The following is a 24,369-nucleotide window of genomic DNA, read 5'->3' on the forward strand; positions in this document are numbered from 1 at the left end:
TTCGCGAACCTGCCGATGCGGGCGGTCCAGCGCTGGGTCAATTACACAACAGTTATTAGTTATTCGGTCTTGCTCATTTTCGCACCTTGCAGCGAGTGTGTCCCCGAAGTCGCCGGAGGCCCAGAGAAAACGATTACTTTCACCCGAACGGCCTAACCCTTACGGCCGCTCACCGGGAGGTCGCCGCCGCGCGAGCGTCCGGAATTGTCGGACCCCCGGAGTAGAGATGGTGGCGTGCGCAGATCCGCCGGAACACCCCAGGACACCACGGAATCGCCCCCGCTGATCGGGGTCGAGAACCTGAAGATGCCCGAGTGGGCGCGCGTCGACGAACGCGTGGCCGACGCCGGGTTCGGGCAGGCCGTGCGCGCGCTGCCGGCCGCGATCGCCGTCGTGCTGCGGCTGGCTTGGCGGACGTCGCCACGGCTGACGCTGCTGGCCGGCTTGGTGCACGTCGTCTCGGGCTGCGTCACGGCGTTCGGGCTGCTCGCCACCGCGAACGTCTTCACCGCGCTGCTCGAACAGGGCCCGACGCCGGAGCGGGTGTTGCAGTCGCTGCCGGCGATCGCGGTCGTCATGGGTTCGTACGCGGCGCGCGCACTGCTGGACGCCGCGGTCGCGGCCGTCGAGGGGGCGCTGCGGCCCCGCGTCACGGCGGCGGCCGACGACGCGGTGACGTCGGCGGTCGTGCGCGTCGGGCTGATCGCGTTCGAGGACGCGGACTTCCGCGAGCTGGCCCGGCAGGGCGCGCGGTTCGGCGTCCGGGCGATCGAGACGAGCCTGCGCCGGGTGGCCGACCTGACGTCGTCGGCGATCTCGCTCGCGGCGGCGATGCTCACCGCGGGCCTGCTCAACCCGTGGCTGGCGCCGGTGCTGCTGCTCGCCGCGGCGGCCGACGGCTGGGCCGCCGCCCGCGTCGCGAAGCTGAACTACCGGCACTTCCTCGACACGGTCGGGCGCAACATCCGCAAGTCGGTCGTCGAGGAGGTCGCCACCTGGCGGTCGATGGCCCTCGAGCGGCACGCGCTGACGCTGCAGGAGCCGTTGCTCGGCGAGTACCGGCGCATCTCGCGCAGCCTGGCGAGGGAGGAGGTCCGGCTGGCGCACCGCAGCAACCTGGTGCGCACGACCGGCCGGGCGGCGGCCGGGTTCGGCACCGCCGTCGCGTACCTGGTGCTCGGCTGGCTGCTCTACTCCGGCGGGATGGAGCTGGCCCTGGCCGGCACGGCGGTGCTGGCGATGCGCACGGCGTCGACGGCGCTGTCCAACACCATGCGCGCGGTCAACTCGCTGTACGAGGACTCGTTCTACATCGGGTTCTACAACCAGCTGCTGGCGGAGTCGGCGGCGCGGCAACCACCGCCGGCCGCGCTGCCCGCGCCCGCCGACCCGGAGGAGATCCGGCTGGAGAACGTCACGTTCAGCTACCCGGGCCAGCAACGCCCGGCGCTGCGCGACATCTCGCTGACCATCCGGCGCGGCGAGGTGGTCGCGCTGGTCGGGGAGAACGGCTCCGGCAAGACCACCCTCGGCAAGCTGCTGACCGGGCTCTACCCACCGGACGAAGGCGTGGTGCGCTGGGACGGCGTCGACCTGGCGCGGGCGGACCCGGCATCGGTGCACGCGAACATCGCGGTGATCGCGCAGGAGCCGGCGGAGTGGCCGATGACGGCGGCGAACAACATCACGGTGGGCCGCCTCGGCCGCGCCGACCCGGACGGCCGGGCGTGGCGCGAAGCGGTGGGCTACTCGGGCGCGGACGAGGTGATCGAGTCGTTGCCCGCCAAGGAGAACACGGTGCTGTCGAAGAAGTTCGACGAGGGCCACGACCTGTCCGGCGGCCAGTGGCAGCGCATGGGCATCGCCCGCGGAATCTACCGGGACGCCTCGGTCCTGGTGGCCGACGAACCCACGGCGGCCCTGGACGCCCGAGCGGAGGCCCGGGTGTTCGCGGGCCTCCAGCACGCAACCGCATCCCACAACGGCCGCCGCACGACGGTCCTGGTGACGCACCGGCTGGCCAACATCCGTTCGGCGGACCGGATCCTGGTGCTGGAGAAGGGAAGACTGATCGAGCAGGGAACCCACGAGGAGCTGATCACGGCGCGCGGGCTGTACCACGAGCTGTACGAAATCCAGGCACGCGCATACCGCAACGGCACAGAGGTCCCCGCACCCCGAGCCGCCCACAGCACGGCCCCGGAGACACCTGAACGCTGACCACACGCGCCGGCGCGCCCGCCGAGACCAGACCGGTCCACCCGATCAAGCCGGCCTCCAGCCGCCGCACACGCGCGCCACCCCACCCACCGCAACCCGCGCACGGCCACACAGGCGCCAGCCCCGCCCGGCCGGGACCTGCGCAGGGCAACCCGGACCACGCACGCCCCGGCTGCCGCCCACACACGCCCCCCACCCGCCGCAACCCGCGCACGCGCCGGCCCCGCCCGCCGCAACCCGCGCAGGGCCTACCCGGACCAAGCACGCCCCACTTCTGGCCGCACGCGCCAGTCCCTCCCACTGCGGGCGTACCGGATGCGCCACCTGCTGCCCTCCCCGCACCCGGCCAGCGGATTTACCCCCGGCGACCGGGCGGGGCAGACTGGCCTGCCGAGCCGGAGGAGGCCCGATGCGTCAGCTCACCCCACTCGACGTCCAGTTCCTCAACGCCGAGTCCACCACCACGACCGGGCATGTCGGCGGCCTCTCGATCCTCGATCCCTCGACCGCTCCGGGCGGCCGGCTCACCCTCGATGACCTTCGGGAGCTCATCGGCGAGCGGCTGCACCTCGCCAAGCCGCTCCGCTGGCGGCTGCTGCCCGTGCCGCTCGGGCTCGACCACCCCTACTGGATCGACGATCCCGAGTTCGACCTCGAGTACCACGTCCGCGAGATCGCCCTGCCCGCGCCGGGCGACGAACGGCAGCTCGCCGAGCAGATCTCGCGGCTCACCGCGCGGCCGCTCGACCGGCGGCGGCCGCTCTGGGAGGCCTACCTCGTCCACGGTCTGCAGGACGGCAACGTCGCCGTCTACACGAAGGTCCACCACAGCGCCATAGACGGCGTCTCCGGAGCCGAGCTCATCGGCGTCCTCATGGACACCACCGCCGAGCCGCCACCGGCAAAACCGCCTGAGACTCCACACAAGGAGTCCGTGCCCAGCGGCGCGGAACTCGCCTTCAACGGGGTGAAACGGCTCGCGCTGCACCCCGTCAAAGCCGCGCTGCAGGTGCCGAAACTGCTCCAGCACCTCGACGAAGTCCCCGGCCTCGCCCGCTACCCCGGCGTCGGGCTGCTCGCGAAGGCCGGCAGCGTGCTCAACCGCGTCACCCGGCAGGGCTCCGGCCGCCACGAAGCCGACCGGCCGCGGCTCGTCGCGCCCGACACGCCGTTCAACGGGCCGATCAGCCCCCACCGCCGCTTCGCGTACGGCTCGCTGCCCCTCGACGAGGTCAAGCACGTCAAGAACACCTTCGGCGTCACGGTGAACGACGTCGTCATGGCGTTGTGCGCGAGCGTGATGCGCCGGTGGCTGGTCGACCACGACGCCCTGCCCGACCAGCCGCTCGTCACGCTCGTCCCGCTGTCGGTGCGCACGCCCGAGCAGGCGAAGGACGCCGGCAACCAGGTGTCGGTCATGCTCGCGCCGCTGCCGACGCACCTCGCCGACCCCGCCGCGCGGCTGGCCGAGGTCACCACCGCGATGGTCGCCGCGAAGCAGCGGTACCAGCCGCTGCCGGCGTCGTGGCTGGTCGACTTCAGCGGGATGCTGCCGGCCGCGCTCGGCGGGCTCGCCGCCCGCGCCACCATGAAGTTCCTCGGGGCCACCGCGCCGGTCGTGAACCTCGTCGTCTCGAACGTGCCCGGGTCGCAGAGCCCGCTGTACCTCGCCGGCGCGCGGCTGCTCGCGAACTACCCGGTGTCCGCGATCACCGACGCGAGTGGCGGGCTGAACATCACCGTGATGTCCTACGACGGCAAGCTGGACTTCGGGTTCGTCGCCTGCCGCGAGCTGATCCCGGACGTCTGGGACCTGATCGACCACCTGCACGACGCGCTGGCCGAGCTCACCAAGCTGGCCGCCGAGCACACCCGGGAGGCTTGATGGCGGAGCGGCTCGCGGAGGTCAACGGCGTCGAGCTGTGCCACGAGACGTTCGGCGACGCGGACGGCCGACCGCTGCTGCTCGTCATGGGGCTCGGCGCGCCGATGATCTGGTGGGACGAGGAGTTCTGCGAAACCCTGGCCGCACAAGGGTTTCACGTCATCCGGTTCGACAACCGGGACGCGGGACGGTCCAGCCGGATGCGCGGCCGGGCCAACCTCGGGCAGGCGTACCTGCTGCACCGCGCGCCGTACTCGCTCGCGGACATGGCCGCCGACGCCGCGGGCCTGCTCGACGTGCTGGGCATCCCGGCCGCGCACGTCGTGGGCGCGTCGATGGGCGGGATGATCGCCCAGACCCTGGCCATCCGGCACCCCGAGCGGGTCCGGTCGCTGACGTCGATCATGTCCACCACCGGCGGGCGGCTGGTCGGCCGGCCGAGCCCGAAGGCGATGTCGATGCTGCTCAGCGCGCCGCCGCGCGACCGCGCGGGCTACGTCGAGCTGCTCGTGCGGACGTTCCGGCTGATCGGCTCGCCGGGCTACCCGTTCGACGAGGCGCGGATGCGCGACCGCGCCGAGCGGACGTTCGACCGCGGCGTCCACCCGGGCGGCACGGTCCGCCAGCTCGCGGCGATCATGGCCGAACGCGACCGCGGGCCCCGGCTGCGCAAGGTGCGGGTGCCGGCGCTGGTGGTCCACGGCGCCCGCGACCCGCTGGTCCACGTGTCCGGCGGCCGCGCGACGGCCCGCGCGATCCCGGGCGCGGACCTCGACATCGTCCCCGGCATGGGCCACGACCTGCCCCGCGCTGTCTGGCCGCGGGTGGTCAAGGGCATCACGCGCATCGCCGACCGGGCCGAGGCCGTCAACCGGCGAGCGTGATCGAGCCCAGGTGGGAGAAGTGGGCCGCGACGCGGGAGCCGGGGCGGACCGGGACCGCGTCCGTCATGCCGCCGGTCAGGACCAGCCAGCCCGGCTCCAAAGCCAGGCCCCGCGCACCCAGGGCGTTCGCCGCCAGGGCCAGCGCTTCCGCCGGGTGACCCTGGACCGCCGCGCCGGTCGCGGTGTCGACGATCTGGCCGTCGACCTCCAGCAGTGCCGCCTCCAGCGAAAGATCGAGAGAAGACGGCGGCAGCCCCACCGGGCCCACGCTGAAGTACGCCGACGAGCCGTTGTCCGCGACGGCGTCCGGGAGCGTGAAGCGGTAGTCCGCGTACCGGCTGTCGATGACCTCGATGCCGCCGTACACGCGGTCGACCGCGGCCAGCGCCGTCGCCGCCGTCACGCCCGGGCCCGCCAGCCGCGAGCCCAGCACGAAGACCAGCTCCGGCTCGGCGCGCGGGTGGATCAACGAAGGCACCGGAACTCCGGCCGGCAGGACCATCGCGTCCGTCAGCCAGGCCAGCAGCGGCGAGTCGATGCCCATCCGCTGCTGTTTCGCCCGGGACGTGAGCCCCAGCTTGAGCCCGACCAGCGTCTCGCCGCGGGCCCGCCGCAGCCGCAGGGCCTCGTCCTGGATCGCGTACGCCGTGTCGACGTCCAGCCCAGGCCAGTCCTCCGAGAGCGGAGCCCGCTCCGAAACCGTCCCCAGCAGCTCAGCGGCCGCCTCTCGCACGTTCACGATTCCTCCGAAGCGGGAGCGAAGACCGCGGTGACACTGCCCAGGCCGGCGATGGTCGCGACGACCGTGTCGCCCGGCGACACCGGGATCGCCCGGGTCATCGACCCCGGCAGCACGACGTGCCCGGGTTCCAGGGTGACGCCCAGCGGCCCGACCGTGTTCGCCAGCCACACCAACGAGTTCAGCGGCGAGCCGAGCACCGCACCGCCCGCGCCCGTCGCCGCCACCGAACCGTTCTGGTGCAGCACGCAGCCGGCCAGCCGCAGGTCCACCGAGCCCAGCGCCGTCGGGCTGCTGCCCAGCACCACGCCGCCGGACGACGCGTTGTCCGCGATCGTGTCGAACAGCGAGATCTTCCAGTCCTGGATCCGCGAGTCGACGATCTCCAGCGACGGCAGCACGAAGTCGACCGCCCGCACCGCGTCGGCGACCGTGACACCGGGGCCGCGCAGCGCCGAGCCGAGCACGAACGCGATCTCCGGCTCGATCCGCGGCTGCAGGAACGCCGACGTCGGGATCGGCTGGTGCTCGAGGTGGAACATGCTGCCGGTGAGGTGCCCGTAGTCGGGCTGGTCGACGCCCATCTGCCGCTGCATCGCGGCGGACGCGAGCCCGACCTTGTGCCCGCGGACGGCGTCACCGCCCTCGACCCAGTGCCGCACCTGCTCCTGCTGGATCCGGTACGCGTCTTCGATCCCCGCGTCCGGGTAGGTCTTGATCAGCGGCTCGATCGGCTCTCGCGTCGCGTAGGCCCGCGCCAGTACGGCGGCGGCCTCCTGCACCTTGCTGGCGTCCACTCCGGGGACTCTGCCGTGAGCGCACCCCGCACACAACCCTCGACGTTCCGTCCAGTGGACCTCTCGCCAGTCAACCTCTTGCTCGCGAGATAAATTGAGCGTACGTTCGAGGACACCACCAGGAAGGGACGTGAGGGACATGGCACCGACCCAGGCCGAGGTCGCCAAGCTCGCCGAGATCCGCGACGAGCTGCGCGAGCGCCACCTGCACCCGGCCGCGGAACGCCCGGAGACGAACGGGCGCGGCATCCACCACACCGCGCTGATCTCCAGCGACGTCGAGCGGACCATCGGGTTCTACCAGGACATCCTGGGCTTCCCGCTCACCGAGCTGATCGAGAACCGCGACTACCCCGGCTCCAGCCACTTCTTCTTCGACGTCGGCAACGGCAACGCCGTCGCCTTCTTCGACCTGCCCGGTCTGGACCTCGGCCCGTACGCGGAAGTCCTCGGTGGACTGCACCACCTGGCCCTGTCCGTCACGCCCGATCGGTGGAGCGCGATCAAGGACAAGCTCGACGAAGCCGGCGTGCAGTACCTGCTGGAGAGCAAGACCTCCATCTACCTGTCCGATCCGGACGGTGCCCGCGTCGAGCTGATCTCCGACCCGCTCGGGGAGATGTACGGCGAGAAGATCGGCTGAAAACGTGTTCCGGGCGCCGCGTGCCGCATACCCTGTGCGCGACGCCTGGAGGTCCGATGTCCGACTGGTCCCTCTCCCGCGCGAAGGCGCGGCTCGAGCACCGCGAGCTGCTCGACGAGCTCAGCGCGCGCACCCGGTTCGAAGTGCGGCTCCACCTGAACGAGCCGGCGACGAACGGCGCCTACGACGAGCTCACGAGCATCTTCGCGATCGGGCACGGCGAGTGCGCCGCGCTGCTGGCCCACCACCGCCTGCTGCCGTGGTGGGAACGCTCACTGCTGTTCCGGTACGCGCGGCGGCTGCACGGCAAGGCGATCCTCCGCAGTGTCGGCGTCGTCCCCGCCGAGGTCGCGCCGCAGGCCGCCCGCGCGTTCGGCGCCGAGATCGCCGAGCTCGCCCCCGACTCCGGGGACACCGGCGCGAAGTACGACCTCCAGGGCCGCGGCCTGCTGACGGTGTTCCGCATCGCCGTCGGCGCCAAGGGCGAGGTGTGGCCGGACCGCCACGAGGTCACGACGACGTCCGCCCGCAACATCCTGACGTGTGCCGCGACCTTCGCCCGCCGCAAGCCGTGGCACGTGATCTGGCCCGTGTACCGCGTCCGCGGCCTGCGGCTCTGGAAGCTTTGACGCCCGCCGCGCGTTCCACCGGTATGAAGGCAGAAGAGATCCTGGCGGACGCGAAGACCATCGCGGTCGTCGGCCTGAGCCGCGACCCGGCCAAGGCCGCCCACGGCGTTCCCGCGGTGCTGCAGGCGCACGGCTTCCGCATCATCCCGGTGCACCCGACCGCGACCGAGCTGCTCGGCGAGAAGGTCTACCGGTCGCTGAAGGACATCCCGGAGCCGGTCGACGTCGTGGATGTCTTCCGGCCGTCCCCCGAGGCACCCGGCATCGCCCGCGACGCCGTCGAGATCGGCGCGAAGGCGCTGTGGCTGCAGCAGGGCATCGTCTCCGCCGAAGCGCGCCGCATCGCCGAAGAAGGCGGCCTCGAGTACGTCGAGAACCGCTGCACCGCCGTCGTCCGCGCGACGGCCGCGATCTCGAAGAACTAGGCGGCCTGGTCTGTGGACCGGCTACTGCATCGGGCCTCCTGGCGACGCGTACCGCCGTGGCTGAGGCACGGAGAACTAGGCGGACGCTCCGAAGTGGACGATGCGGTGGTTGCCGGTCTCGGCCACCCAGACCCCGCCCAGGCCGTCGTCCGCGACGTCGCGGGGTGAGCTGATCGGCTCGGTCGTGTCGGGCAGCGCCTCGCCCGTGCGCGTGTCGAACCGCGCGATGCGCCGCTCGCCGGCGTCGTCGACCAGGAGGCGGCCGGCCGGGTCCAGCGCCACCGCGCGGGGCAGGCCGAAGCCGCCGAACTCGCGCACGAACCCGCCCCACCACGAGAACTGCACCACGCGGCGGTTGCCGGTGTCGGCGACGTAGACGTTGCCCGCCGCGTCGACCGCGACCCCTTCCGGTGCCTTGAGCCGCCCGGACAGCACGCGCACGAGCGCGCCGTCGCGGGTGAACGCCTGCACGCGGTCGTTGCCGGTGTCGGCCACCCACACGCGGCCACGCCCGTCGACGGCGATCCCGGACGGCGTGCGGAACTGGCCCGGCCCCGAGCCGGGCCCGCCGAACGCGCGGGGCAGCGCCGCGACTTCACTGGTGGCCACGACGCCAGGATCGCCGACCGCGAGCCACGGCGGCCAGTGCCGAAAGGAGTGTTCAGCGACTGTTCCGCCGTCGCTCACCAGCTCCACCGCGTGCACGTCCGCCGCTCCAGGAAGCTGTACGCGGGCAGCGGCCCGACCCAGTCGGCCTGGACGCCGTCGCCGCGGGCCAGCCCGGTGACCGCGTCGCGGACGACGAGCAGGTCGCCCATCCCGACCAGGAACGCCCAGCGCTCGTCGGCGGACTCGCCCGCCGGCAGCGACACCGAGTCGCGGGCGCGTTCGGCGACCTCGCTCAGCAGCACGTCGGAGCGCGCCGCCCGCCACGCCGAGCCGGGTTCGGTGAACCGCAGGCAGACGTGCACCTCGGCCAGGCCGTCGAGCCGGTCGAGGTCGGCGCGGTAGGTGTCGGCCGCCGGCGCCAATACCTCGTTCCGGACGGCTTCCTCGTCGTCGGCGACGGTGCCGAACCGGACCGGCAGCACCGGCCCGCCCTCGACGAGCGCGGACACCACCGCCAGGTGCACCGCCGGATCGGGTTCGGGTTCGCCGACGACCATTGCGAGGTCCTCCCAGCACACGGTCCGCGGCGCCCGCGGGTGCCCGGCGCGCACGACGCCGTAGAGCTGCAGCGTCACGGCTGGTCGACCGGGATCGCCGGCTCGACCGGCACGGCCACCGCGGGCGTGGGCGGCGGAGGCGGGATCAGCCCGGTCGTCTGCCCGAGCCCTTGCGAAATCTGCCCGGGCGCGGGGGTGTTCTGCAGCCGCTGCATCGCTTCGAGGTACCGGATGTAGGTGTCGACGCTGGCGATCACGATCCGCGCCTCGATCGCCAGCAGCTCGATCCCGATCACCGACACCCGCACCGAGGCGTCGATCACGAGTCCCTTGTCGAGCAGGATGTCGAGCGTGTCGGCGAGGCCGCCGCCGGTCTGTCCGGGTCTGGTCACCTAGAGCCTTTCGTCGAGGGCCGCGCGGATCTCGGCGAACCGGAGCTCCAGCGCGATCAGGGCCTGGCCGAGGTCTTCGATCTGGGTTTCGGTGAGGGTTCCGGCGTCGAGCCGCCGGAGGGCCTGGCGTTCGAGCACTTCGCGGAGGATGTCGAGCACGGTCACCACCAGGTGGCCGAGCCCGCGGCCCGCGTCGGCGGGGATCCGGACGGGCTCGGTCATCCGGGTGCCTCCTCGATCCCGAGCAGCAGCAGCCGCAGGTCGAGCCGCACGAGGTCGATGCCGGCGAGCGAGATGATCACGTCGCCGGTCACCACGGCACCCCGGTGCACCACCCGGTCGAGCAGGTCGGCGACGGCTTCGGCGGCGTCAGCCACCGGCCGCCACGCCCAGCTCGACGTCGGTGAACGAGTACGGCGGCCACGGACCGGACGTCTCCACCGTCGCGCCCGCCGTCCGCAGCTCGCGGGCGAACCACTCGAACTCCGCGTGGAACGCCGCCTCCCGGTCCCGCGCGACCAGGTAGGCCGTGTTGACCAGCACGCCGTGCGGCCGCGCCCGCGCGACGTGGTCGGCGGCGTGCCGGCTCAGCGCCTCTTCGAGCCGCGCGGCCACTTCGACGACGTCCTCGCGGCCGCGCTGGATCGCCTTCAGCCGTTCCCGGCGGCGGACGAGGTACTGCGTGCCCGACAGGCCCGCGGGATCCGGGCGGCTGGTCGCGGCGGGCTCGACGTGCCGCACCCGGACCCCCCACTCCCGGTGGCCCTCGACCTCGTCGAGGCAGTCGCGGGCCTGGTCGTAGGCGACCTCCAGGAGCCGTTTCACCGAAGCTTCGCCGTCGAGGACCGTGCCGAACCGCAACGGCAGCACGGCCTCGTGACGGAAGACCGCGCGCACGACGGCGTCGTGTTCGCGGGCCAGCTCGGCGAGCGCGCCGTCCACCGGGTCGAGCGTGTCGATCCGGTCGAAGCGCGCCGGCGACACCTCGGAGACGACCACGCCCAGGTCTCGGTAACCGACGAGCCGGGGTGCCGGGCCGAGGTCCAGCCCGTCCCGGTTGCGGGTGATCGCGTACGCGCAGAGCCAATCGCGGTTGGTCACCGCAGTGCGTCCCTCCTGCCCGGAACCCGGGCCTCCAGTGCGGCGACGCGCGCCGCCAAGCCGGTTTCTTCCAGCTCTTCACGGGCCGCGTTCGGCGCGAAGAACGGGTCGTTCGTCCACCAGTCCATCCCCATTTCCCGGGCGGTCTGCGCGGACGCGATGAACAGCCGGATCCGCAGGGTCAGCAATTCGACGTCGACAACGCTGACGCCGATGTCACCGGCTATCACCACACCCTTGTCGAGCACGCGTTCCAGAATGTCCGCCAATGAATCGGACGAAGCGGCCAATCGTGTCACTCTTCCTTTCAGGAATCGGTGGCACCGCGCGTGAACCGCCGGAGCCGCTCGCACGCGGTGAGCTCGCCGCCGGCGTCGAGGTCCACCCGGTAGGTGGCCATCACACTGGTGGAATCCGGGATCCGGGCCAGCTCGACGACGTCGACGAGCACGGACCAGCCGCCCTCGGCGCGGGTCCGGAGCCCGGTCACGGCGTGCGGGGTCAGCCCCGTGACCACGCCGAACTGGGTGGTCGCTTCCCGAATGGCATCGGCGGCACGGAGCCGGGAAACGGATTTCTCGGGGGTCTCTTGAACATTGTTACTGGGGGCAAGGAACGGTTGCGGCGATTCCGTCATCGCTTTCCTCGTCGCGGATGGGTGCCCCACGGTAGCAACGTGCACAACCGTCTGCAGATGCGTTGTGGGACGGTATTTTTCACCGGTTCGCTGGAACGAGTGGGCTCTCTGCGGCAACTCGCGGGAGCAAATGGCGCAGCCGCGCGACCCCCACCGGAACCAATTTCCCGATTCCGGCCGGAAGGTTACGATCGAGTAACGTCTACCAGCCGGTAGCCCACACCCCGGACCGTCTCGATGGTGCGGGTGCCGAACGGCACGTCGATCTTGCGCCGGAGGTAGCCGATGTAGACCTCGACGACGTTCTCGTCGCCGTCGTAGTGCGCGTCCCAGACGTGGCTCAGGATCTCGTTCTTCGTCAGCGCGGTGCCCGGCCGCCGCAGCAGGAACTCCAGCAACCCGAACTCGCGCGCGGTCAGCTCGATCCGCTGCTGTCCTCTGTGGACGGTTCGGGCGGACGGGTCGAGCCGCAGGTCGCCCGCCTCCAGCACGGCGGGGCGCGCCGGGGCCCCGCGGCGCAGCAGCGCCCGCAGCCGGGCGATGAGCACGACGAAGGAGAACGGCTTCGACAGGTAGTCGTCGGCGCCGAGGTCGAACGCGTCGGCTTCGTCGTACTCCCCGTCCTTCGCGGTGAGCATCAGCACCGGCGTCCAGTTTTCGGCCGCCCGCAAGCGTTTGAGCACCTCGTAGCCGGACAGCTCGGGCAGCATGATGTCGAGCACGACGACGTCGTACTCCTGCTCGGTGGCCCGCCAGAGCCCCTCGCGGCCGGTGTGCGCGACGTCGACGGTGAACCCCTCGGCGACCAGGCCGCGCCGCAGCGTCTCCGCGAACTCGCGCTCGTCTTCCACGATCAGCAGGCGCACTACTCCTCCTCCGGCAGTTCGAGCACCGGCAGCTCGAGCACGAACCGCGCGCCCGGCTCGTCCGACGTGCGGTACGACGCCCGGCCGCCGTGGCGCGCCGCGATGCCCGCGACGATCGGCAGGCCCAGCCCGGTGCCGCCGTGCCCGCGCTGCCGCGACGCGTCGAGGCGGACGAACCGCTCGAAGATCCGTTCGCGGTCGGCTTCCGCGACGCCCGGCCCGTCGTCACTCACCTCGACGACGGCGAGGTCGCCGCGCACCGAGCTGGCGACGCGGATGCGCGAGCGCGCGTGCCCGCGGGCGTTGTCGACCAGGTTCCGCACCGCCCGCCGCAGCTGGGCCTCGCTGCCGCGCACCTTCGCCGGCCCGGCGCGGACCTCGACCTCCAGCGCGCACTCGCCGCGCACCCGCTCGGCCTCCGCGCGGACGATGTCGTCGAGGTCGACCTCGGTGCGCGACGGCCGATCGGTCGTGTCGTCGGTGCGGGCCAGCATGAGCAGGTCGTCGACGAGCTCGCGCAGCCGCGCCGTCTCCCGGCCGATCACCGGCACCAGGTCCCCGGTGCTCTCCGGGTGCCGCCCGGAGACGTCGAGCGCGGTGCTGATCGTGGACAGCGGCGAACGCAGCTCGTGACTGGCGTCGGCGACGAACCGGCGTTGCGCCGCCTGGGCCGACGCGAGCCGGCCGAGCATTTCGTTGAGCGTCACGGCCAGCCGGTGCACCTCGTCGCCCCCCGGCGGCAGCGGGACGCGGGCCTCGAGGTCGCGCGTCGAGATCTCGGCGACGGTCCGGCGCATCCGCTCCACCGGCCGCAGCGCCGAGCCGACCGCGCGGTAGACCGCGAACCCGGCGATGGCCAGCAGCGGGATCGAGATCAGCCCGAGCAGCAGCGTCAGCCGCGTCGACGCCTCGGTCACCGGCTCCAGCGAGCGCGCGGACACCACCGTGTACGGCCCGCCCGGCCCGTTGACCTGCTGCGACACGACGCGGTAGTCGTCGCTGTCGCCGTTGAGCCCGAGCGGGAGGGTCTCGATGCTCTCCTGCCCGACGGCCGGGCGGGCGGCGGTCAGCGGCGGGTGCCCGACGATCGCCGGGTCGCTCGCGATCGGCACGCCGCGCGCGTTGAGCACCTGGGTGACGGCCTCGGTGTCGCCGGTGCTGGCGACGTCGGACGCGCTGAGGTCGCGCGCGCCCTCGCGGACGAGCTGGATGGCGACCTGGCGGCCGGTGCTGCGGGCACTCTCGGTGACGCTGCGGTCGAGCGACTCTTCGAGCAGCACGACGACCACGGCCAGCGCGGCCGCGATGGCCAGCGCGAGCGCGAAGACGGCCACCACGGTGGTCCGCATCCGGACGCCGGTCGCGGCGATCACGCTGCCCAGTTTCACCAACGCAGCGTAACCGGCGATCACGGTGTCCGGCGGCGGCGCGCGAGGCGTTCACCGCGCAGGCGGTCGACTTCGGGCAGTTCGAGGGCGGGCAGCGGGTGCCCGGCCGTCCAGGTCAGCAGGAGGTCCGCGAGCGCGGGGTTGCGGGCGAGCGCCGGGCCGTGCAGGTAGGTGCCGACGATGTGGTCGGTCACCGCGCCCTCGGTGCCGTCGCCGTTGCCGGTGCCGCGCACGACCTGGCCGAGCGGCTCGCTGCCGGCGCCGAGCTTGCTGACACCGAGGTGGTTCTCGAAGCCGGTGAGCGGGGCGTTGTCCAGGATTTCGGACGACGTCGCGACCAGTTCGGAGACCGCGCGGCGCTCGCCGGGCTCGGTGGTGACGTCGAGCAGGCCGAGGCCGTCGTGGTCGACGCCGTCGAGGCCGCGGAAGCGGGTGCCGAGCACCTGCAGGCCGGCGCAGACGCCGAAGACGACCGCCTCGGGCGTGAGGGCCCGCCGGTACTTGCGCAGGTGGGCCGCGGCCAGGGCCTGGGCGCCGTCCTCGCCGCCGCCGAGCAGGTAGAGGTCCAAAGTGGACGGCACCGGCTCGCCGAGCCCGACCGGCACGACCTCGGCGTCGAACCCGCGCCAGCGCAGCCGCTGGCAGAGGACCTGCGCGTTGCCGGTGTCGCCGTAGGTGCCGAGCACCTCGGGCAGCAGAAGTCCGATGTGGACGGTCGAGTCACGCACCGGGCAGCCTGCCGACCAAGTCGCGGAATGCGGTGTAGTTGGCGACGAGCTCGACGCCGCCGGGCGGCAACGCGTCGATCGCGGCGACCGGGTCGGGCTCGGCCCAGTGCGCGACCTCGGCGTAGCAGAGGCGGACGGCGAGGTCGGCGCCGCGCTCGCCGGTGACGACGACCTGGCGGCCGCGCAGCCGCTCGAAGTGCACGTCCCAGAGCCAGGAGAGGTCGCGGCCGTCGGCTTCCTGGGCGTTGACCGCGACGACGACCGGGGTGTCCTCGTCGAGCACGCGCAGCGTCTCGACCCAGCCGGCCGGGTTCTTGGCCAGCATCAGCCGCACGGAGTGCCGCGAGCGGCGGATCGTCCGGTAGCGGCCGCCGATGTCGGTGATGGTCCGCAGCCGCGCGGCGGCGGTGTGCGGCGGCACGCCGAGCCGGTGCGCGGCAGCGAGCGCGAAGGCGGCGTTCGCGCGGTTCGCGTCCCCGGGCAGCCGCAGGTCCAAGTCGACTTGGCGACCGCCGGGCGTGTCGACGAGGTCGCCGTCGAGGGTCCAGGTGGGCTCGGGGCGGGCGAGGCCGCAGGGGCAGCTCCAGTGTTCTTTGGTGCTGGCGATCCGGCCGTCGCAGCGCGGGCAGGCGGTGGAGTCGCCGGTCCAGCGGCGGCCGGTGCCGACCCAGAGCGGCGGCTTGGCGGCCGCGGTCGCCGCGGAGGTGACGAGAACGTCGTCGCAATTGGCGACAATCGTGGTTCCGGGATGAGCGGCGATCGCGGCGCGCAGATCGCGTTCGGTCGAGCGGACTTCGCCGACGCGGTCGAGCTGGTCGCGGCTGAGGTTGAGCAGGACGAGGACAGCGGGGTCCAGTTGCTCGGCGACCCAGGGCAGGTAGGTCTCGTCGACTTCGAGAACGGCGTAGGGCGCGTCGGGGCGCGCGGCGAGTGCGGCGAGGATGCCGTCGGGCATGTTGGCGCCATCGCTGTTGGCGGCGACTTCGGCGAGTGCTTCGAGGGCGCGCGTGATCATCAGCGCGGTGGTGGTCTTGCCGTTGGTGCCGGTGACGAGAACGACGGTGCGCTCCCGGCCGAGGGTTTTCAGCGCGTGCGGATCGAGAGCAAGGGTGACGCGGCCACCGATGACACCACCGTGGCCGAGCCCGGCCCGGCGCGAGAGCCAGGCGGAGACACGCCCGGCGGTCACGGAAGCGCGGGTACGAAGGGGGCTGCGGGCGGACACCGGTTGGATGGTGCTCGGCGGGCGCTGTGATTTCGCTGAGTCCGTGACCGGGGCCACCGGCGCGTTCGGGCGGCTTCGGTCGAGACGTCTTGAATGAGGCATTCGGGTCTCCGGAGGTCCTGAAGGACTCATCCGGACGTTCGGGCGCGCGGCCGGCATCGCTGCTGGGTTCGCGACCTGCTCGCCTTCTCCGGGAGGGCCCCTGGCGACCGGCTTGCCCTCTCCCCGAGGCGGCGCCACCCTCCGACAAAAGCCCCCAAAAGCCCTCGCCCGCCCCGGCTTATCCACATCACGAGCCGCCTGTTGACAACCTCTCTACTCCCTTCACAACCCATTCACGGATATGAACCAATCCCCTTCGAACTTGTCGAACAACCTCGCCACGAGCTCCGCAACCGCCATAGGTAGGAAACTTAACCATCGGAGGTTGTACCAATTAGCTCGCGCAAGTAACCGCATTATCCAAGTCTTCTTCTGAGACGTTTCAAGATCTTCCGCCCATACATCGGAGGTGTTACCGTCCAACCCCACCCAGCGGAAATGCGTACCGCTGAGCGAAACCGGGAACGTCCAACGGAGGGCATCGTGGGACCGGAGCGCGCACTGGAGAACAGCGGAACTCTCGAACGCGGACTCGCGGTGCTCGAGCACGTGGGTCGGCACCAGGAGATTTCCACCAATGCGATCGCGCGGCAACTGGGGCTTTCCCGCAGTGCCGCCTACCGCATCGTCGGCACCCTGAAGAGTCTCGAATACCTCGAAGCCGACCAGGTCACCGGCCGGGTGCGGCTCGGGACCCGGCTCGTCGAACTCGGGGCGCGGGCCATGGCCGCCACCGATCTGCACCGGTGTGCGCCGCGGTACCTCGCGTCGCTCGCCGAACGGTCCGGGGAGACCACCTACCTCGCCGTTCCCGACAACGACACCATGGTCTACGTCGCCACCGAACGCAGTGCCAGCGCCGTCACCCTCGCCTGCCGCCTCGGCACGCGCCGGCCGCAGCACGCGACCTCGCTCGGGAAAGCCTGGCTCGCCGCCCTTCCCGAAGCCGACCGGGCCGAGCGCGTCCGGCGGATGAAGCTCGACTCCTTGACGCTCAAGACGATCAACGACCCGCTCCGCCTGCTCGACGACCTCGCCCGGACCAGCCGCCGCGGCTGGGCGATCGACGAGGTCGAGAACGAGCCGGACGTCGGGTGCGTCGCCGCCGCCGTGCGCGACCACTCGGGGCGGCCGATCGCCGCCATCAGCATCGCCGGGCCGGCGCCGCGCGTGCTGCGCCGCCTCGACGAGCTCGGGGCCTCCGTGGCCGGGACCGCCGCCGCCCTGTCGCTGCGGCTCGGCTACGTCCGGGGGCAGCGGGCATGACCTGGATCCAGGACTACCAGCCGGCGGGCGGGCTGTGGATCTCCGCGCTGCTCGCCGCGCTCCCCATCATCGTGCTGCTGGTCGCGCTCGGCGTGGTCCGCTTCTCCGCGCACCTTTCCGCGGCGCTCGCGCTGGTCACCGCGCTCGGCGTCGCCCTGCTGCTGTACCGGATGCCGGCCGCGCTGGCGTTCGACTCCGCCGCGATGGGCGTCGTGTTCGGCGTGTGGTCGGTGGCCTGGATCGCCTTCCACGCCGTGTACTTCCACAACGTCACGGTCGCCACCGGCCGGTTCGACGCGATCAAGCGCGTGCTCGCCGGGTTCAGCGAGGACCGGCGGCTGCAGGCGCTGCTCATCGCGTTCGGCTTCGGCGCGCTGCTCGAAGGCGTCGCGGGCGGCGGGTCGCCGATCGCGATCACCGCCGCGATGATGGCCGCGCTCGGGTTCCCGCCGGTGAAAGCCGTCGTGCTGGCGCTGCTGGCGAACACCGCGCCGGTCGCGTTCGGCGGGCTCGGCAACCCGCTGATCGTGCTCGGCAGGCTGACCGCGCCGATCATGCACCTCAAGCCGGACCAGGCGACCGAGCTGTTCTCGGCGGCGGTCGGCCGCCAGGTCCCGGTGCTGGCGCTGATCATCCCCGCGTTCCTGGTCGTGGTCCTCGCCGGCTGGAAGCGCATGCTCGAGGTGTGGCCGGCGGTGCTGACCGCCGGGCTCGCGTTCGCGGCCATGCAGTTCGTCGCGTCCAACTACATCAGCGCCAGCCTGGTCGACGTCCTCGCCGCGCTCACCGCGATGGCCGCGCTGTGGATCCTGACGCGGTTCTGGCAGCCCGCGACCGTCTGGCGCTTCGAGGGCGAAGAAAGCGCTGTCAAAAGCCTGGGTGCGGCGCGGTCCGAGCGCGGCGCGCTCTACGCGTGGATGCCCTACATCATCCTGATCCTGGCGATCTTCCTGTCGCGGATCGGCACGATCTTCAAGAACCTGCCCACCTGGCTGGACCTGACGAAGCTGCTGCACAAGGCGGACTGGATCTTCGCCTGGCCGGGGCTGCACAACCACGTGATCCAGCACCCGCCGATCACCGCGAAGAACGCGCCGTACGCGGCGACGTTCACGGTGGACTTCCTGTTCTCGCCCGGCACGGTCGCCCTGATCGCGGCGGTGATCGCCGGGTTCGCGATGGGCGGGCGCGGCGGTCTGCTGCTCAAGACGTACCGGCAGACGCTGTTCCAGATGCGCTGGGCACTCGCGACGATCTTCATGATCCTGGCGATCGCGTTCGTGATGAACTACTCGGGCGCGACGCAGACGCTCGGCCTGGCCCTGGCGACGACAGGCGCGGTCTTCCCGCTGTTCTCGGCCTACATCGGCTGGCTGGGCGTGTTCCTGACGGGGTCGGACGCGTCGACGAACAGCCTGTTCGGCCCGATGCAGGTGATCTCGGCCCAGCAGCTGAACCTGAACCCGATCCTGGCGGGCGCGACGAACACGTCGGGCGGCGTGATGGGCAAGATGATCTCGCCGCAGAACCTCTCGATCGGCGCGACGGCGATCGGGCAGAGCGGCAAGGAGGGGTCGCTGCTGCGGCAGACGTTCCTGTGGTCGCTGCTGCTGACCGCGGTGGTCGGCGTGATTTCCCTGCTGCAGGCGACGATCCTGACGGCGATGATCCCGTCGCCCTAGGCTGGGCGGCATGAGTGAGTCGCTTGCCGCCTTCGGGTACGAGCTGGGTCTGCTGAAGCGCGTCCGCCGGTCGGGCTGGTGGCACGCGGGGGTGCGCGACCCGGAGTCGGTCGGCGAGCACAGCCTGCGGGCCGCCCAGCTGGCGGCGCTGCTCGCGGCGGAGGAAGGGGCGTCACCGGAGCGGGCGGCGTTCCTGGCCCTGTGGCACGACACGCAGGAGACCCGGACGGGTGATCTGCCGCTGACGGCGGTGGACTACTTGCGGAAGCCCGAGCCACGGGAGATCACGGCCGACCAGACGGCGTCGCTGCCTGCGCGGTCGCAGGCGCTGGTCCGGGACGCCGTGGACGAGTACGAGACCCGATCGTCGGCCGAGGCGTTGTGTGCCAAGGATGCGGACAAGCTGGAGATGCTGCTGCAGGCGCTGGAGTACCGGGACGTCGGGGTGCAGCGCGTCGACGAGTGGATCGAGTCGGCGCGGAAGGGCCTCACGACGGAGACGGCGAAGAAGATCGCGGAAGCTGCGTTGACGCTGTCACCGATGGCTTGGCGGGATCGCTAGCCGTCCATGGAAGCCGAGCTGATCGTCCCGTCCGCGATGCTGTGACCGATCAAGCTGTGTGCCTCACGAAAATGCTTGCGCGACTGGACGAACAGGTAGATGTCGGCGAAGCCAGTCGCCGCTAGAACTACCGCTTCGAGCCAGGTCGGCGCAGACAAGTTGACGCACACCGCTACGGCGAGCACTGGCAACGGCAGCAGGATCGCATCGCGAAATTCGCTCTCGCCCTTGATCCGGCTGAATTCGGCGTACAGCTCCGGCTTCGCGACGATCAGCCGCGGTGACATGTACAGCACCTCGGTCAGTGCCCCGATCGTGACCCGGTCGACGTCATGCTGATCGACGCCACGAGGGGTGGCTTCGGATGTCGTGCTCTCCTGGCGCTGGCGAAGTTCGTGCCGGATCCGGCCGCGCACGCGGCCAATCGCCCGGCCGCTCAGCGGCCGGAACGCCGACAACAGACCGCGCGGCCGGTGGGCAAGGTTCTCCGACGTTAGCTTCCGCAGGTAAGCAAGGCTCAGCCGGAAGAACGCCGACTGCACGAGCGTGCCCGTCACCTCGCCGATCAGCAGGCACAGCACGCTGATCGCGGCGAGCCGTCCACCCGTCCCGAACAGCTCCAGCAGCTCCACCGCCGGCTTCGCCAGCAACCCCGCCGACGGCGGCCGGTAATGACCGATCAGCAGCCAGCCGGCGCAGAACCACATGTACCCCGCCACCAGCGCACTGCGGACGTCGCGGAAGCCGGGCAGCAGCGAGGCGAGCACGGTGTCAGCTGCCCACCGCCGTCGCGCGGTCCAGCAGCAGTGCCCGCTCGCGGGCGTTCTCCGTCATCTCCGCCGCCCGTCTGTACTCCTGCTCCGCCTCCGCCGGGCGGCCCAGCTTCTCCAGCAGGTCGCCGCGGACGCTCGGGAGCAGGTGGTAGTCCTTCAGCGCCGGATCGTCGGCCACCGCGTCGACGACCTCCAGGCCCGCCGCCGGGCCGTACGCCATCGCCACCGCCACCCCGCGGTTCAGCTCGATCACCGGGGACGGCTGGAGCTTGCCGAGCCCCTCGTACAGCGCCGCGATGCGCGCCCAGTCCGTCTCGTCCGCCGTCCGGGCGCGGGCGTGGCACGCCGCGATCGCCGCCTGGGCGGAGTACGGGCCGTACGCACCGTCGGCGATCTGCTCCGACAGCGTCAGCGCCGCCAGGCCGTGCTGGATCAGGAAGCGGTCCCAGCGGCCTCGGTCCTGGTCCAGCAGGAGCACCGGCTCGCCGTTCGGGCCGGTGCGGGCCTTCGAGCGTGACGACTGCAGTTCCATCAGCGCGACCAGGCCGTGCACCTCGGACTCGCCCGGCATCAGCCCGGCCAGCACGCGGCCGAGGCGCATCGCCTCTTCGCAGAGCGCCGGGCGCATCCAGTCGTCGCCGCGGGTCGCCGAATAGCCCTCGTTGAACACCAGGTAGAGGACCTCGAGCACGGACGACAGCCGGGCGACGCGCTCGTCGCCCTCGGGCACCTCGAACGGGACCTTCGCCGCCGCGAGGGCCTTCTTCGCCCGGACGATCCGCTGCGCGATCGTCGACTCGCGGACCAGGAAGGCGCGCGCGATCTCGTCGGTGGTCAGCCCGCCGAGCATTCGCAGCGTCAGCGCGACGCGGGCCTGCGTGTTCAGCACCGGGTGGCACGCGACGAAGAGCAGGCGCAGGAGGTCGTCCTCGATGTGGTCGTCGAGGGCGGCGTCGAAGTCGGGCAGCACGCCCTCGCCGAGCTGCTGGTCGCGGCCGACCTCTTCGAGCTTCTCGGCGTACCGCTCGTTGCGGCGGAACTGGTCGACCGCGCGGCGCTTGGCGATGGTCATCAGCCACGCGCCGGGGTTGCGCGGCACGCCGGACTCCGGCCACTGCTCCAGCGCCGCGACGAGCGCGTCCTGCGCCAGCTCCTCGGCGAGACCGACGTCGCCGCGGGCCATGCGGGCGAGGCCCGCGATGAGCCGCGGCGACTCGATCCGCCAAACCGTCTCGACCGTGCTCCGGGTGTCCGCAACCGTCACCCGGTCATCAGACAGGGTGATCGGGCGCGGTGCAACCCACTACTCGGCGATGGCGCGGATCTCGATGACGCCGCCCTTGGCCTCGGGGTTCGGTGCGCGCCGCATGAGCGCGACGACGTCTTCGAGGGATTCGCCGTTGAGCACCCAGATCCCGGCGACGAGCTCCTTCGACTCGGCGAAGGGCCCGTCGATGACCTTCGGTTCGGCGTGGCCGTCGAAGAGGACGCGCACGCCCTCCGAGCTGGGGGTGAGGCCCTCGGCGAACACGATCCGGCCGTCGTTCAGGAGTTCTTCGTTGAACTTCGACATCGTTTCGAGCTCTTCGGTGCTGGGCCCGGCCCCGGCCTCGGACTCCGGGGTGGCCTTCACCATCACCAGGAACCGCATCACGCGTCCCCGGCGCTCTGCGCGCGAAGCCGGCCCTCCAGCTCCTCGACCTCGGGCGTCATGTTCTCGAAGTCGGACGCCTCGGCGACGCGCCGGATCTCGACGACGCCGGCCTGCCCCTCGGGGTTCGGCATCCGCTTGACCCACTCGACGCACTCGTCGCGGTCGCGGCACTGGAGGATCCAGAAGCCGCCGACGAGCTCCTTGGTCTCGGCGAACGGCCCGTCGACGACCTTCGGCTCTTCACGCCCGGAGAACACGACGCGCGCGCCCTGCGAGCTCGGTGTCAGGCCTTCACCGGCGAGCAGGACACCGGCCTTGACCAGCTCTTCGTTGAAGCTCGCCATCTCGGCCAGCAGTTCGGCGCTCGGGCCCTGGCCGGCCTCGGACTCTTCGTTGCTCTTGACGATCACCATGAACCGCATCGCGGTCTCCTCTCGGTCGGTCCTGCCCACGCGTCGAACGGCCCCGCCGTGAATCGACAGCTCCGGCGAAAAGTTTTCGCGCCGGAAAACTAGCAGCTCAGGGTCGGGTCGGCGGGGCAATTCGGACAGGGGCGAACCGGCGCGGCGGTGGACTGCCGGGGCACGGCAGACCCGGAAGCGACATGGACAAGCCCGCTTTCCGGTCCGGGTAACGTCCCTTCGCGAAGTCCGGAGGCGCTACCCGCGTGCCGAGATCCGGCGGAGCGCGGGTGTGGCACTGGACCCGCAGCCGCGACGCCCGGCCCTGGTGAGGCCCCGGCTAACCTGCCGTCGTGGCGGTACTCCCCGACGACCTCTCCTCCGCGCTCGACGACGAGCTGGCCCGGCACCCCGTGCCGCGGCTCGCGCAGTCCGTCGAGCGGCTCAGCACGCGCTACCGCCAGGGTGACGCGGCGACCTCACCCATCCTCAGCTCCGAAGCCGACGTCGCCGCGTACGCCGGCTACCGGATGCCGGCCACCTACTCCGCCGTGCACGCTGTGCTCGCCGAAGCCGCTTCGCGTGCTCCCGGCTTCGAACCGCGGACGCAGGTCGACGTCGGTGGCGGCACCGGGGCCGCGGTCTGGGCGGCCGCCGCCGTGTGGCCGTCGCTGGCTCGGTGCACCGTCCTGGAGCAGGTCGCCGGGGCCATCGGGCTCGGCAAGCGGCTCGCCGCCGGGGCCACGAACGCCGCGGTCCGGGACGCCGAGTGGCGGCGCGGGTTCGTCGACCCCGCCGCGCCCGCGCCGGAAGCCGACCTCGTCACGCTGTCCTACGTGCTCGGCGAACTGCCGGACGCGACCCGCGCCGACGTCGTGCGCTGGCTGGCGGCGAAAGCCGGCGCGGTCGCGCTGATCGAACCGGGCACCCCCGCGGGCTACGAACGGATCCGCGCCGCCCGGGCGCTGCTGATCGAGCTGGGCCTGCACGTCGTCGCGCCCTGCCCGCACGACGCCGCCTGCCCGATCGTGCCCGGCGAGGACTGGTGCCACTTCGCCGCGCGGCTCCCGCGGTCGGGCCTGCACCGGCGGCTCAAGGCCGGGACGCTCGGGTTCGAGGACGAGAAGTTCGCGTACGTCGTAGCGTCGCGGTCCGCGCCGGAGCGGCCGGACGCGCGGATCATCCGGCACCCGAAGAACCACAAGGGGTGGGTCGCGCTCGACCTGTGCACGACTGACGGTTTGAAGCCGGGCGTGGCAGTCTCGAAGAAGCAAGGCACGCGCTACCGCGCCGCGCGGGACGCCGAATGGGGCGACGGCTGGTCGGCGAACTGACCCGCTAGGGCATCCGCACGGTCCGCAGGAACGCCGGCAGCAGCCACGGCCGCGGCCCGCCGATCCGCACGCCGCCGCTCAAAACCGCCCGGACGCGGGAAATCCGGCCGAACATCATCGGTACCAGCACCGCCGGGTCGAACCGGAGCCGGACGTCCGCCGTGCCGTCCGGTTCCTCGAACCGCAACTGCCCGTGCTGCAAAGCCAGCACCGCCGGGCGCGTGTGGGCCGAACGGAACTCGACCGCGATGCGGCGCGGGGACGGGGTCGCGTCGTCGAGGAGGCGGCCCATGTCGTTGCGGACCATGCCGAACAGGAACAGCTCCAGGAACAGCGCCTCGTGCGCCGCCGGGATGGGCCACCGGCGACGGGTCGCGCGGGCGATGTCGAGGCCGTGCAGCAGCATTTCGTTCACCAGGTGGGCGAGCACGCCGGCGACCGGCACGCGCGAACCGCCGAGCCACCACACCGGCTTCTCCGGGTCCAGGTCCGCGCTGATCAGCAGCACTTCGGCGATGTCCGCGCGCAGCCGCTCGGCCAGCCGGGCCGGGTCGCGTTCCGGGTAGAGCTCCAGCGCGAGCGCGTTCATGTCCGAGATCGTGTCGACGCTGGCCGTGCCGATCGGGTCCTTCAAGCCCGGCAGCGGCAGCGGACCGCCGTCGCCGCGGATCATCGACGTGTACATCAGCGCGATCATCCCGACGTGCGACGCCGTTTCGGCGATCGACCACGCGCCGAGCGACGTCGTGTCCCCGTGCGGCACGCCGGCCACCAGGTCCGCGAACCGGGCGCCGGTCTCCGGCAGCGCGGCGCGCACCGCCTCCCACTTCTCTGGCGTCACGGTTCGACGGTAGGAGGCCGGACGACGTC

The 24,369-nt window shown here is 72.0% G+C and carries 29 protein-coding genes; 10 read left to right on the forward strand and 19 right to left on the reverse strand.

Annotation, left to right across the window (positions count from 1 at the left end; translation table 11 throughout):
- Positions 1-306: 306 nt before the first annotated feature.
- The 3 genes from QSK39_RS07940 to QSK39_RS07950 all read left to right on the forward strand — a co-directional run bounded on the left by QSK39_RS07940 (position 307) and on the right by QSK39_RS07950 (position 4,989).
- Entirely contained in the window at positions 307-2,220 is a 1,914-nt protein-coding gene (locus QSK39_RS07940) for an ABC transporter ATP-binding protein (protein ID WP_353051053.1), read from the forward strand.
- 409 nt (positions 2,221-2,629) lie between these two features.
- Complete coding sequence (locus QSK39_RS07945; protein ID WP_285476972.1) at positions 2,630-4,105, forward strand: WS/DGAT/MGAT family O-acyltransferase; 1,476 nt, start codon at positions 2,630-2,632, stop codon at positions 4,103-4,105.
- Complete coding sequence (locus tag QSK39_RS07950; protein WP_285476973.1) at positions 4,105-4,989, forward strand: alpha/beta fold hydrolase; 885 nt, start codon at positions 4,105-4,107, stop codon at positions 4,987-4,989. The genes QSK39_RS07945 and QSK39_RS07950 overlap by 1 nt, the downstream gene beginning before the upstream one ends.
- Here QSK39_RS07950 and QSK39_RS07955 read toward each other — a convergent pair.
- Both QSK39_RS07955 and QSK39_RS07960 read right to left on the reverse strand, forming a co-directional pair.
- Positions 4,973-5,728: a 2-keto-4-pentenoate hydratase gene (locus QSK39_RS07955; protein WP_285476974.1), complete on the reverse strand. Its 756-nt coding sequence runs from the start codon at positions 5,726-5,728 to the stop codon at positions 4,973-4,975. The genes QSK39_RS07950 and QSK39_RS07955 overlap by 17 nt on opposite strands.
- Positions 5,725-6,525: a 2-keto-4-pentenoate hydratase gene (locus QSK39_RS07960; protein ID WP_285476975.1), complete on the reverse strand. Its 801-nt coding sequence runs from the start codon at positions 6,523-6,525 to the stop codon at positions 5,725-5,727. The genes QSK39_RS07955 and QSK39_RS07960 overlap by 4 nt, the downstream gene beginning before the upstream one ends.
- 139 nt (positions 6,526-6,664) lie before the next feature.
- Here QSK39_RS07960 and QSK39_RS07965 point away from each other — a divergent pair, with 139 nt between their 5' ends.
- Genes QSK39_RS07965 through QSK39_RS07975 form a run of 3 tightly spaced genes read left to right on the forward strand, consistent with a single transcriptional unit; the run spans position 6,665 to position 8,222 of the window.
- Complete coding sequence (locus tag QSK39_RS07965; RefSeq protein WP_285476976.1) at positions 6,665-7,168, forward strand: VOC family protein; 504 nt, start codon at positions 6,665-6,667, stop codon at positions 7,166-7,168.
- Between the two features lie 56 nt (positions 7,169-7,224).
- Entirely contained in the window at positions 7,225-7,797 is a 573-nt protein-coding gene (locus QSK39_RS07970; RefSeq protein WP_285476977.1) for a hypothetical protein, read from the forward strand.
- 23 nt (positions 7,798-7,820) lie between these two features.
- Entirely contained in the window at positions 7,821-8,222 is a 402-nt protein-coding gene (locus QSK39_RS07975; RefSeq protein ID WP_285476978.1) for a CoA-binding protein, read from the forward strand.
- A gap of 75 nt (positions 8,223-8,297) precedes the next feature.
- Here QSK39_RS07975 and QSK39_RS07980 read toward each other — a convergent pair whose 3' ends face one another.
- The 12 genes from QSK39_RS07980 to QSK39_RS08035 form a co-directional block, all read right to left on the reverse strand.
- The gene (locus QSK39_RS07980) at positions 8,298-8,831 is read right to left on the reverse strand and encodes an NHL repeat-containing protein (RefSeq protein ID WP_285476979.1); all 534 of its coding nucleotides are present in this window, start codon (positions 8,829-8,831) and stop codon (positions 8,298-8,300) included.
- A 74-nt stretch (positions 8,832-8,905) separates the two neighbouring features.
- Complete coding sequence (locus QSK39_RS07985; RefSeq protein ID WP_285476980.1) at positions 8,906-9,466, reverse strand: GvpL/GvpF family gas vesicle protein; 561 nt, start codon at positions 9,464-9,466, stop codon at positions 8,906-8,908.
- Positions 9,463-9,780 carry a gas vesicle protein GvpJ gene (gvpJ, locus tag QSK39_RS07990; RefSeq protein WP_285476981.1) on the reverse strand — a complete coding sequence of 106 codons (318 nt, stop codon included), beginning with the start codon at positions 9,778-9,780 and terminating at the stop codon, positions 9,463-9,465. Before gvpJ (QSK39_RS07990) ends, QSK39_RS07985 begins: the two co-directional genes overlap by 4 nt.
- A complete protein-coding gene (locus tag QSK39_RS07995; RefSeq protein ID WP_285476982.1) occupies positions 9,781-10,002 on the reverse strand; it encodes a gas vesicle protein K in 222 nt (73 codons plus the stop codon).
- Positions 9,999-10,157: a gas vesicle protein GvpJ gene (gene gvpJ, locus QSK39_RS08000; RefSeq protein ID WP_285476983.1), complete on the reverse strand. Its 159-nt coding sequence runs from the start codon at positions 10,155-10,157 to the stop codon at positions 9,999-10,001. The genes QSK39_RS07995 and gvpJ (QSK39_RS08000) overlap by 4 nt, the downstream gene beginning before the upstream one ends.
- Positions 10,150-10,881: a GvpL/GvpF family gas vesicle protein gene (locus QSK39_RS08005; protein ID WP_285476984.1), complete on the reverse strand. Its 732-nt coding sequence runs from the start codon at positions 10,879-10,881 to the stop codon at positions 10,150-10,152. Before QSK39_RS08005 ends, gvpJ (QSK39_RS08000) begins: the two co-directional genes overlap by 8 nt.
- Complete coding sequence (locus tag QSK39_RS08010; RefSeq protein WP_285476985.1) at positions 10,878-11,171, reverse strand: gas vesicle protein; 294 nt, start codon at positions 11,169-11,171, stop codon at positions 10,878-10,880. Before QSK39_RS08010 ends, QSK39_RS08005 begins: the two co-directional genes overlap by 4 nt.
- A gap of 17 nt (positions 11,172-11,188) precedes the next feature.
- The gene (locus QSK39_RS08015; RefSeq protein WP_285476986.1) at positions 11,189-11,518 is read right to left on the reverse strand and encodes a gas vesicle protein GvpO; all 330 of its coding nucleotides are present in this window, start codon (positions 11,516-11,518) and stop codon (positions 11,189-11,191) included.
- Between the two features lie 185 nt (positions 11,519-11,703).
- A complete protein-coding gene (locus tag QSK39_RS08020; protein ID WP_284746845.1) occupies positions 11,704-12,384 on the reverse strand; it encodes a response regulator transcription factor in 681 nt (226 codons plus the stop codon).
- The gene (locus QSK39_RS08025) at positions 12,384-13,772 is read right to left on the reverse strand and encodes a sensor histidine kinase (protein WP_285476987.1); all 1,389 of its coding nucleotides are present in this window, start codon (positions 13,770-13,772) and stop codon (positions 12,384-12,386) included. Before QSK39_RS08025 ends, QSK39_RS08020 begins: the two co-directional genes overlap by 1 nt.
- A gap of 20 nt (positions 13,773-13,792) precedes the next feature.
- Entirely contained in the window at positions 13,793-14,500 is a 708-nt protein-coding gene (locus QSK39_RS08030; protein WP_285476988.1) for a type 1 glutamine amidotransferase, read from the reverse strand.
- Positions 14,493-15,689 (reverse strand): Mur ligase family protein, encoded by a 1,197-nt coding sequence (locus QSK39_RS08035; RefSeq protein WP_285476989.1) that lies wholly within the window; start codon positions 15,687-15,689, stop codon positions 14,493-14,495. The genes QSK39_RS08030 and QSK39_RS08035 overlap by 8 nt, the downstream gene beginning before the upstream one ends.
- Before the next feature lie 621 nt (positions 15,690-16,310).
- Between QSK39_RS08035 and QSK39_RS08040 the strand changes: the two genes are divergently transcribed.
- Genes QSK39_RS08040 through QSK39_RS08050 form a run of 3 tightly spaced genes read left to right on the forward strand, consistent with a single transcriptional unit; the run spans position 16,311 to position 19,337 of the window.
- Complete coding sequence (locus tag QSK39_RS08040) at positions 16,311-17,093, forward strand: IclR family transcriptional regulator (RefSeq protein WP_285476990.1); 783 nt, start codon at positions 16,311-16,313, stop codon at positions 17,091-17,093.
- Complete coding sequence (locus tag QSK39_RS08045; protein ID WP_285476991.1) at positions 17,090-18,775, forward strand: L-lactate permease; 1,686 nt, start codon at positions 17,090-17,092, stop codon at positions 18,773-18,775. Before QSK39_RS08040 ends, QSK39_RS08045 begins: the two co-directional genes overlap by 4 nt.
- A 10-nt stretch (positions 18,776-18,785) precedes the next feature.
- Positions 18,786-19,337: an HD domain-containing protein gene (locus QSK39_RS08050; protein WP_285476992.1), complete on the forward strand. Its 552-nt coding sequence runs from the start codon at positions 18,786-18,788 to the stop codon at positions 19,335-19,337.
- On the opposite strand, the gene QSK39_RS08055 is transcribed toward QSK39_RS08050, so the two are convergent.
- Genes QSK39_RS08055 through QSK39_RS08070 form a run of 4 tightly spaced genes read right to left on the reverse strand, consistent with a single transcriptional unit; the run spans position 19,334 to position 22,186 of the window.
- Positions 19,334-20,104: a hypothetical protein gene (locus QSK39_RS08055; RefSeq protein WP_285476993.1), complete on the reverse strand. Its 771-nt coding sequence runs from the start codon at positions 20,102-20,104 to the stop codon at positions 19,334-19,336. The genes QSK39_RS08050 and QSK39_RS08055 overlap by 4 nt on opposite strands.
- 4 nt (positions 20,105-20,108) lie before the next feature.
- Positions 20,109-21,374: an RNA polymerase sigma factor gene (locus QSK39_RS08060; protein ID WP_285476994.1), complete on the reverse strand. Its 1,266-nt coding sequence runs from the start codon at positions 21,372-21,374 to the stop codon at positions 20,109-20,111.
- A gap of 39 nt (positions 21,375-21,413) precedes the next feature.
- Positions 21,414-21,761: a YciI family protein gene (locus QSK39_RS08065; protein ID WP_285476995.1), complete on the reverse strand. Its 348-nt coding sequence runs from the start codon at positions 21,759-21,761 to the stop codon at positions 21,414-21,416.
- Positions 21,761-22,186 carry a YciI family protein gene (locus QSK39_RS08070; RefSeq protein WP_284746836.1) on the reverse strand — a complete coding sequence of 142 codons (426 nt, stop codon included), beginning with the start codon at positions 22,184-22,186 and terminating at the stop codon, positions 21,761-21,763. The genes QSK39_RS08065 and QSK39_RS08070 overlap by 1 nt, the downstream gene beginning before the upstream one ends.
- 332 nt (positions 22,187-22,518) lie before the next feature.
- On the opposite strand from QSK39_RS08070, the gene QSK39_RS08075 reads away from it, so the two are divergent.
- Entirely contained in the window at positions 22,519-23,499 is a 981-nt protein-coding gene (locus QSK39_RS08075) for a small ribosomal subunit Rsm22 family protein (protein ID WP_285476996.1), read from the forward strand.
- Positions 23,500-23,503: 4 nt separating this feature from the next.
- Here QSK39_RS08075 and QSK39_RS08080 read toward each other — a convergent pair whose 3' ends face one another.
- A complete protein-coding gene (locus QSK39_RS08080) occupies positions 23,504-24,340 on the reverse strand; it encodes a maleylpyruvate isomerase N-terminal domain-containing protein (RefSeq protein WP_285476997.1) in 837 nt (278 codons plus the stop codon).
- Between the last annotated feature and the right edge of the window lie 29 nt (positions 24,341-24,369).

Origin of the sequence: Amycolatopsis sp. NBRC 101858 (assembly GCF_030269325.1) — a bacterium.
GTDB lineage: Bacteria > Actinomycetota > Actinomycetes > Mycobacteriales > Pseudonocardiaceae > Amycolatopsis > Amycolatopsis ponsaeliensis.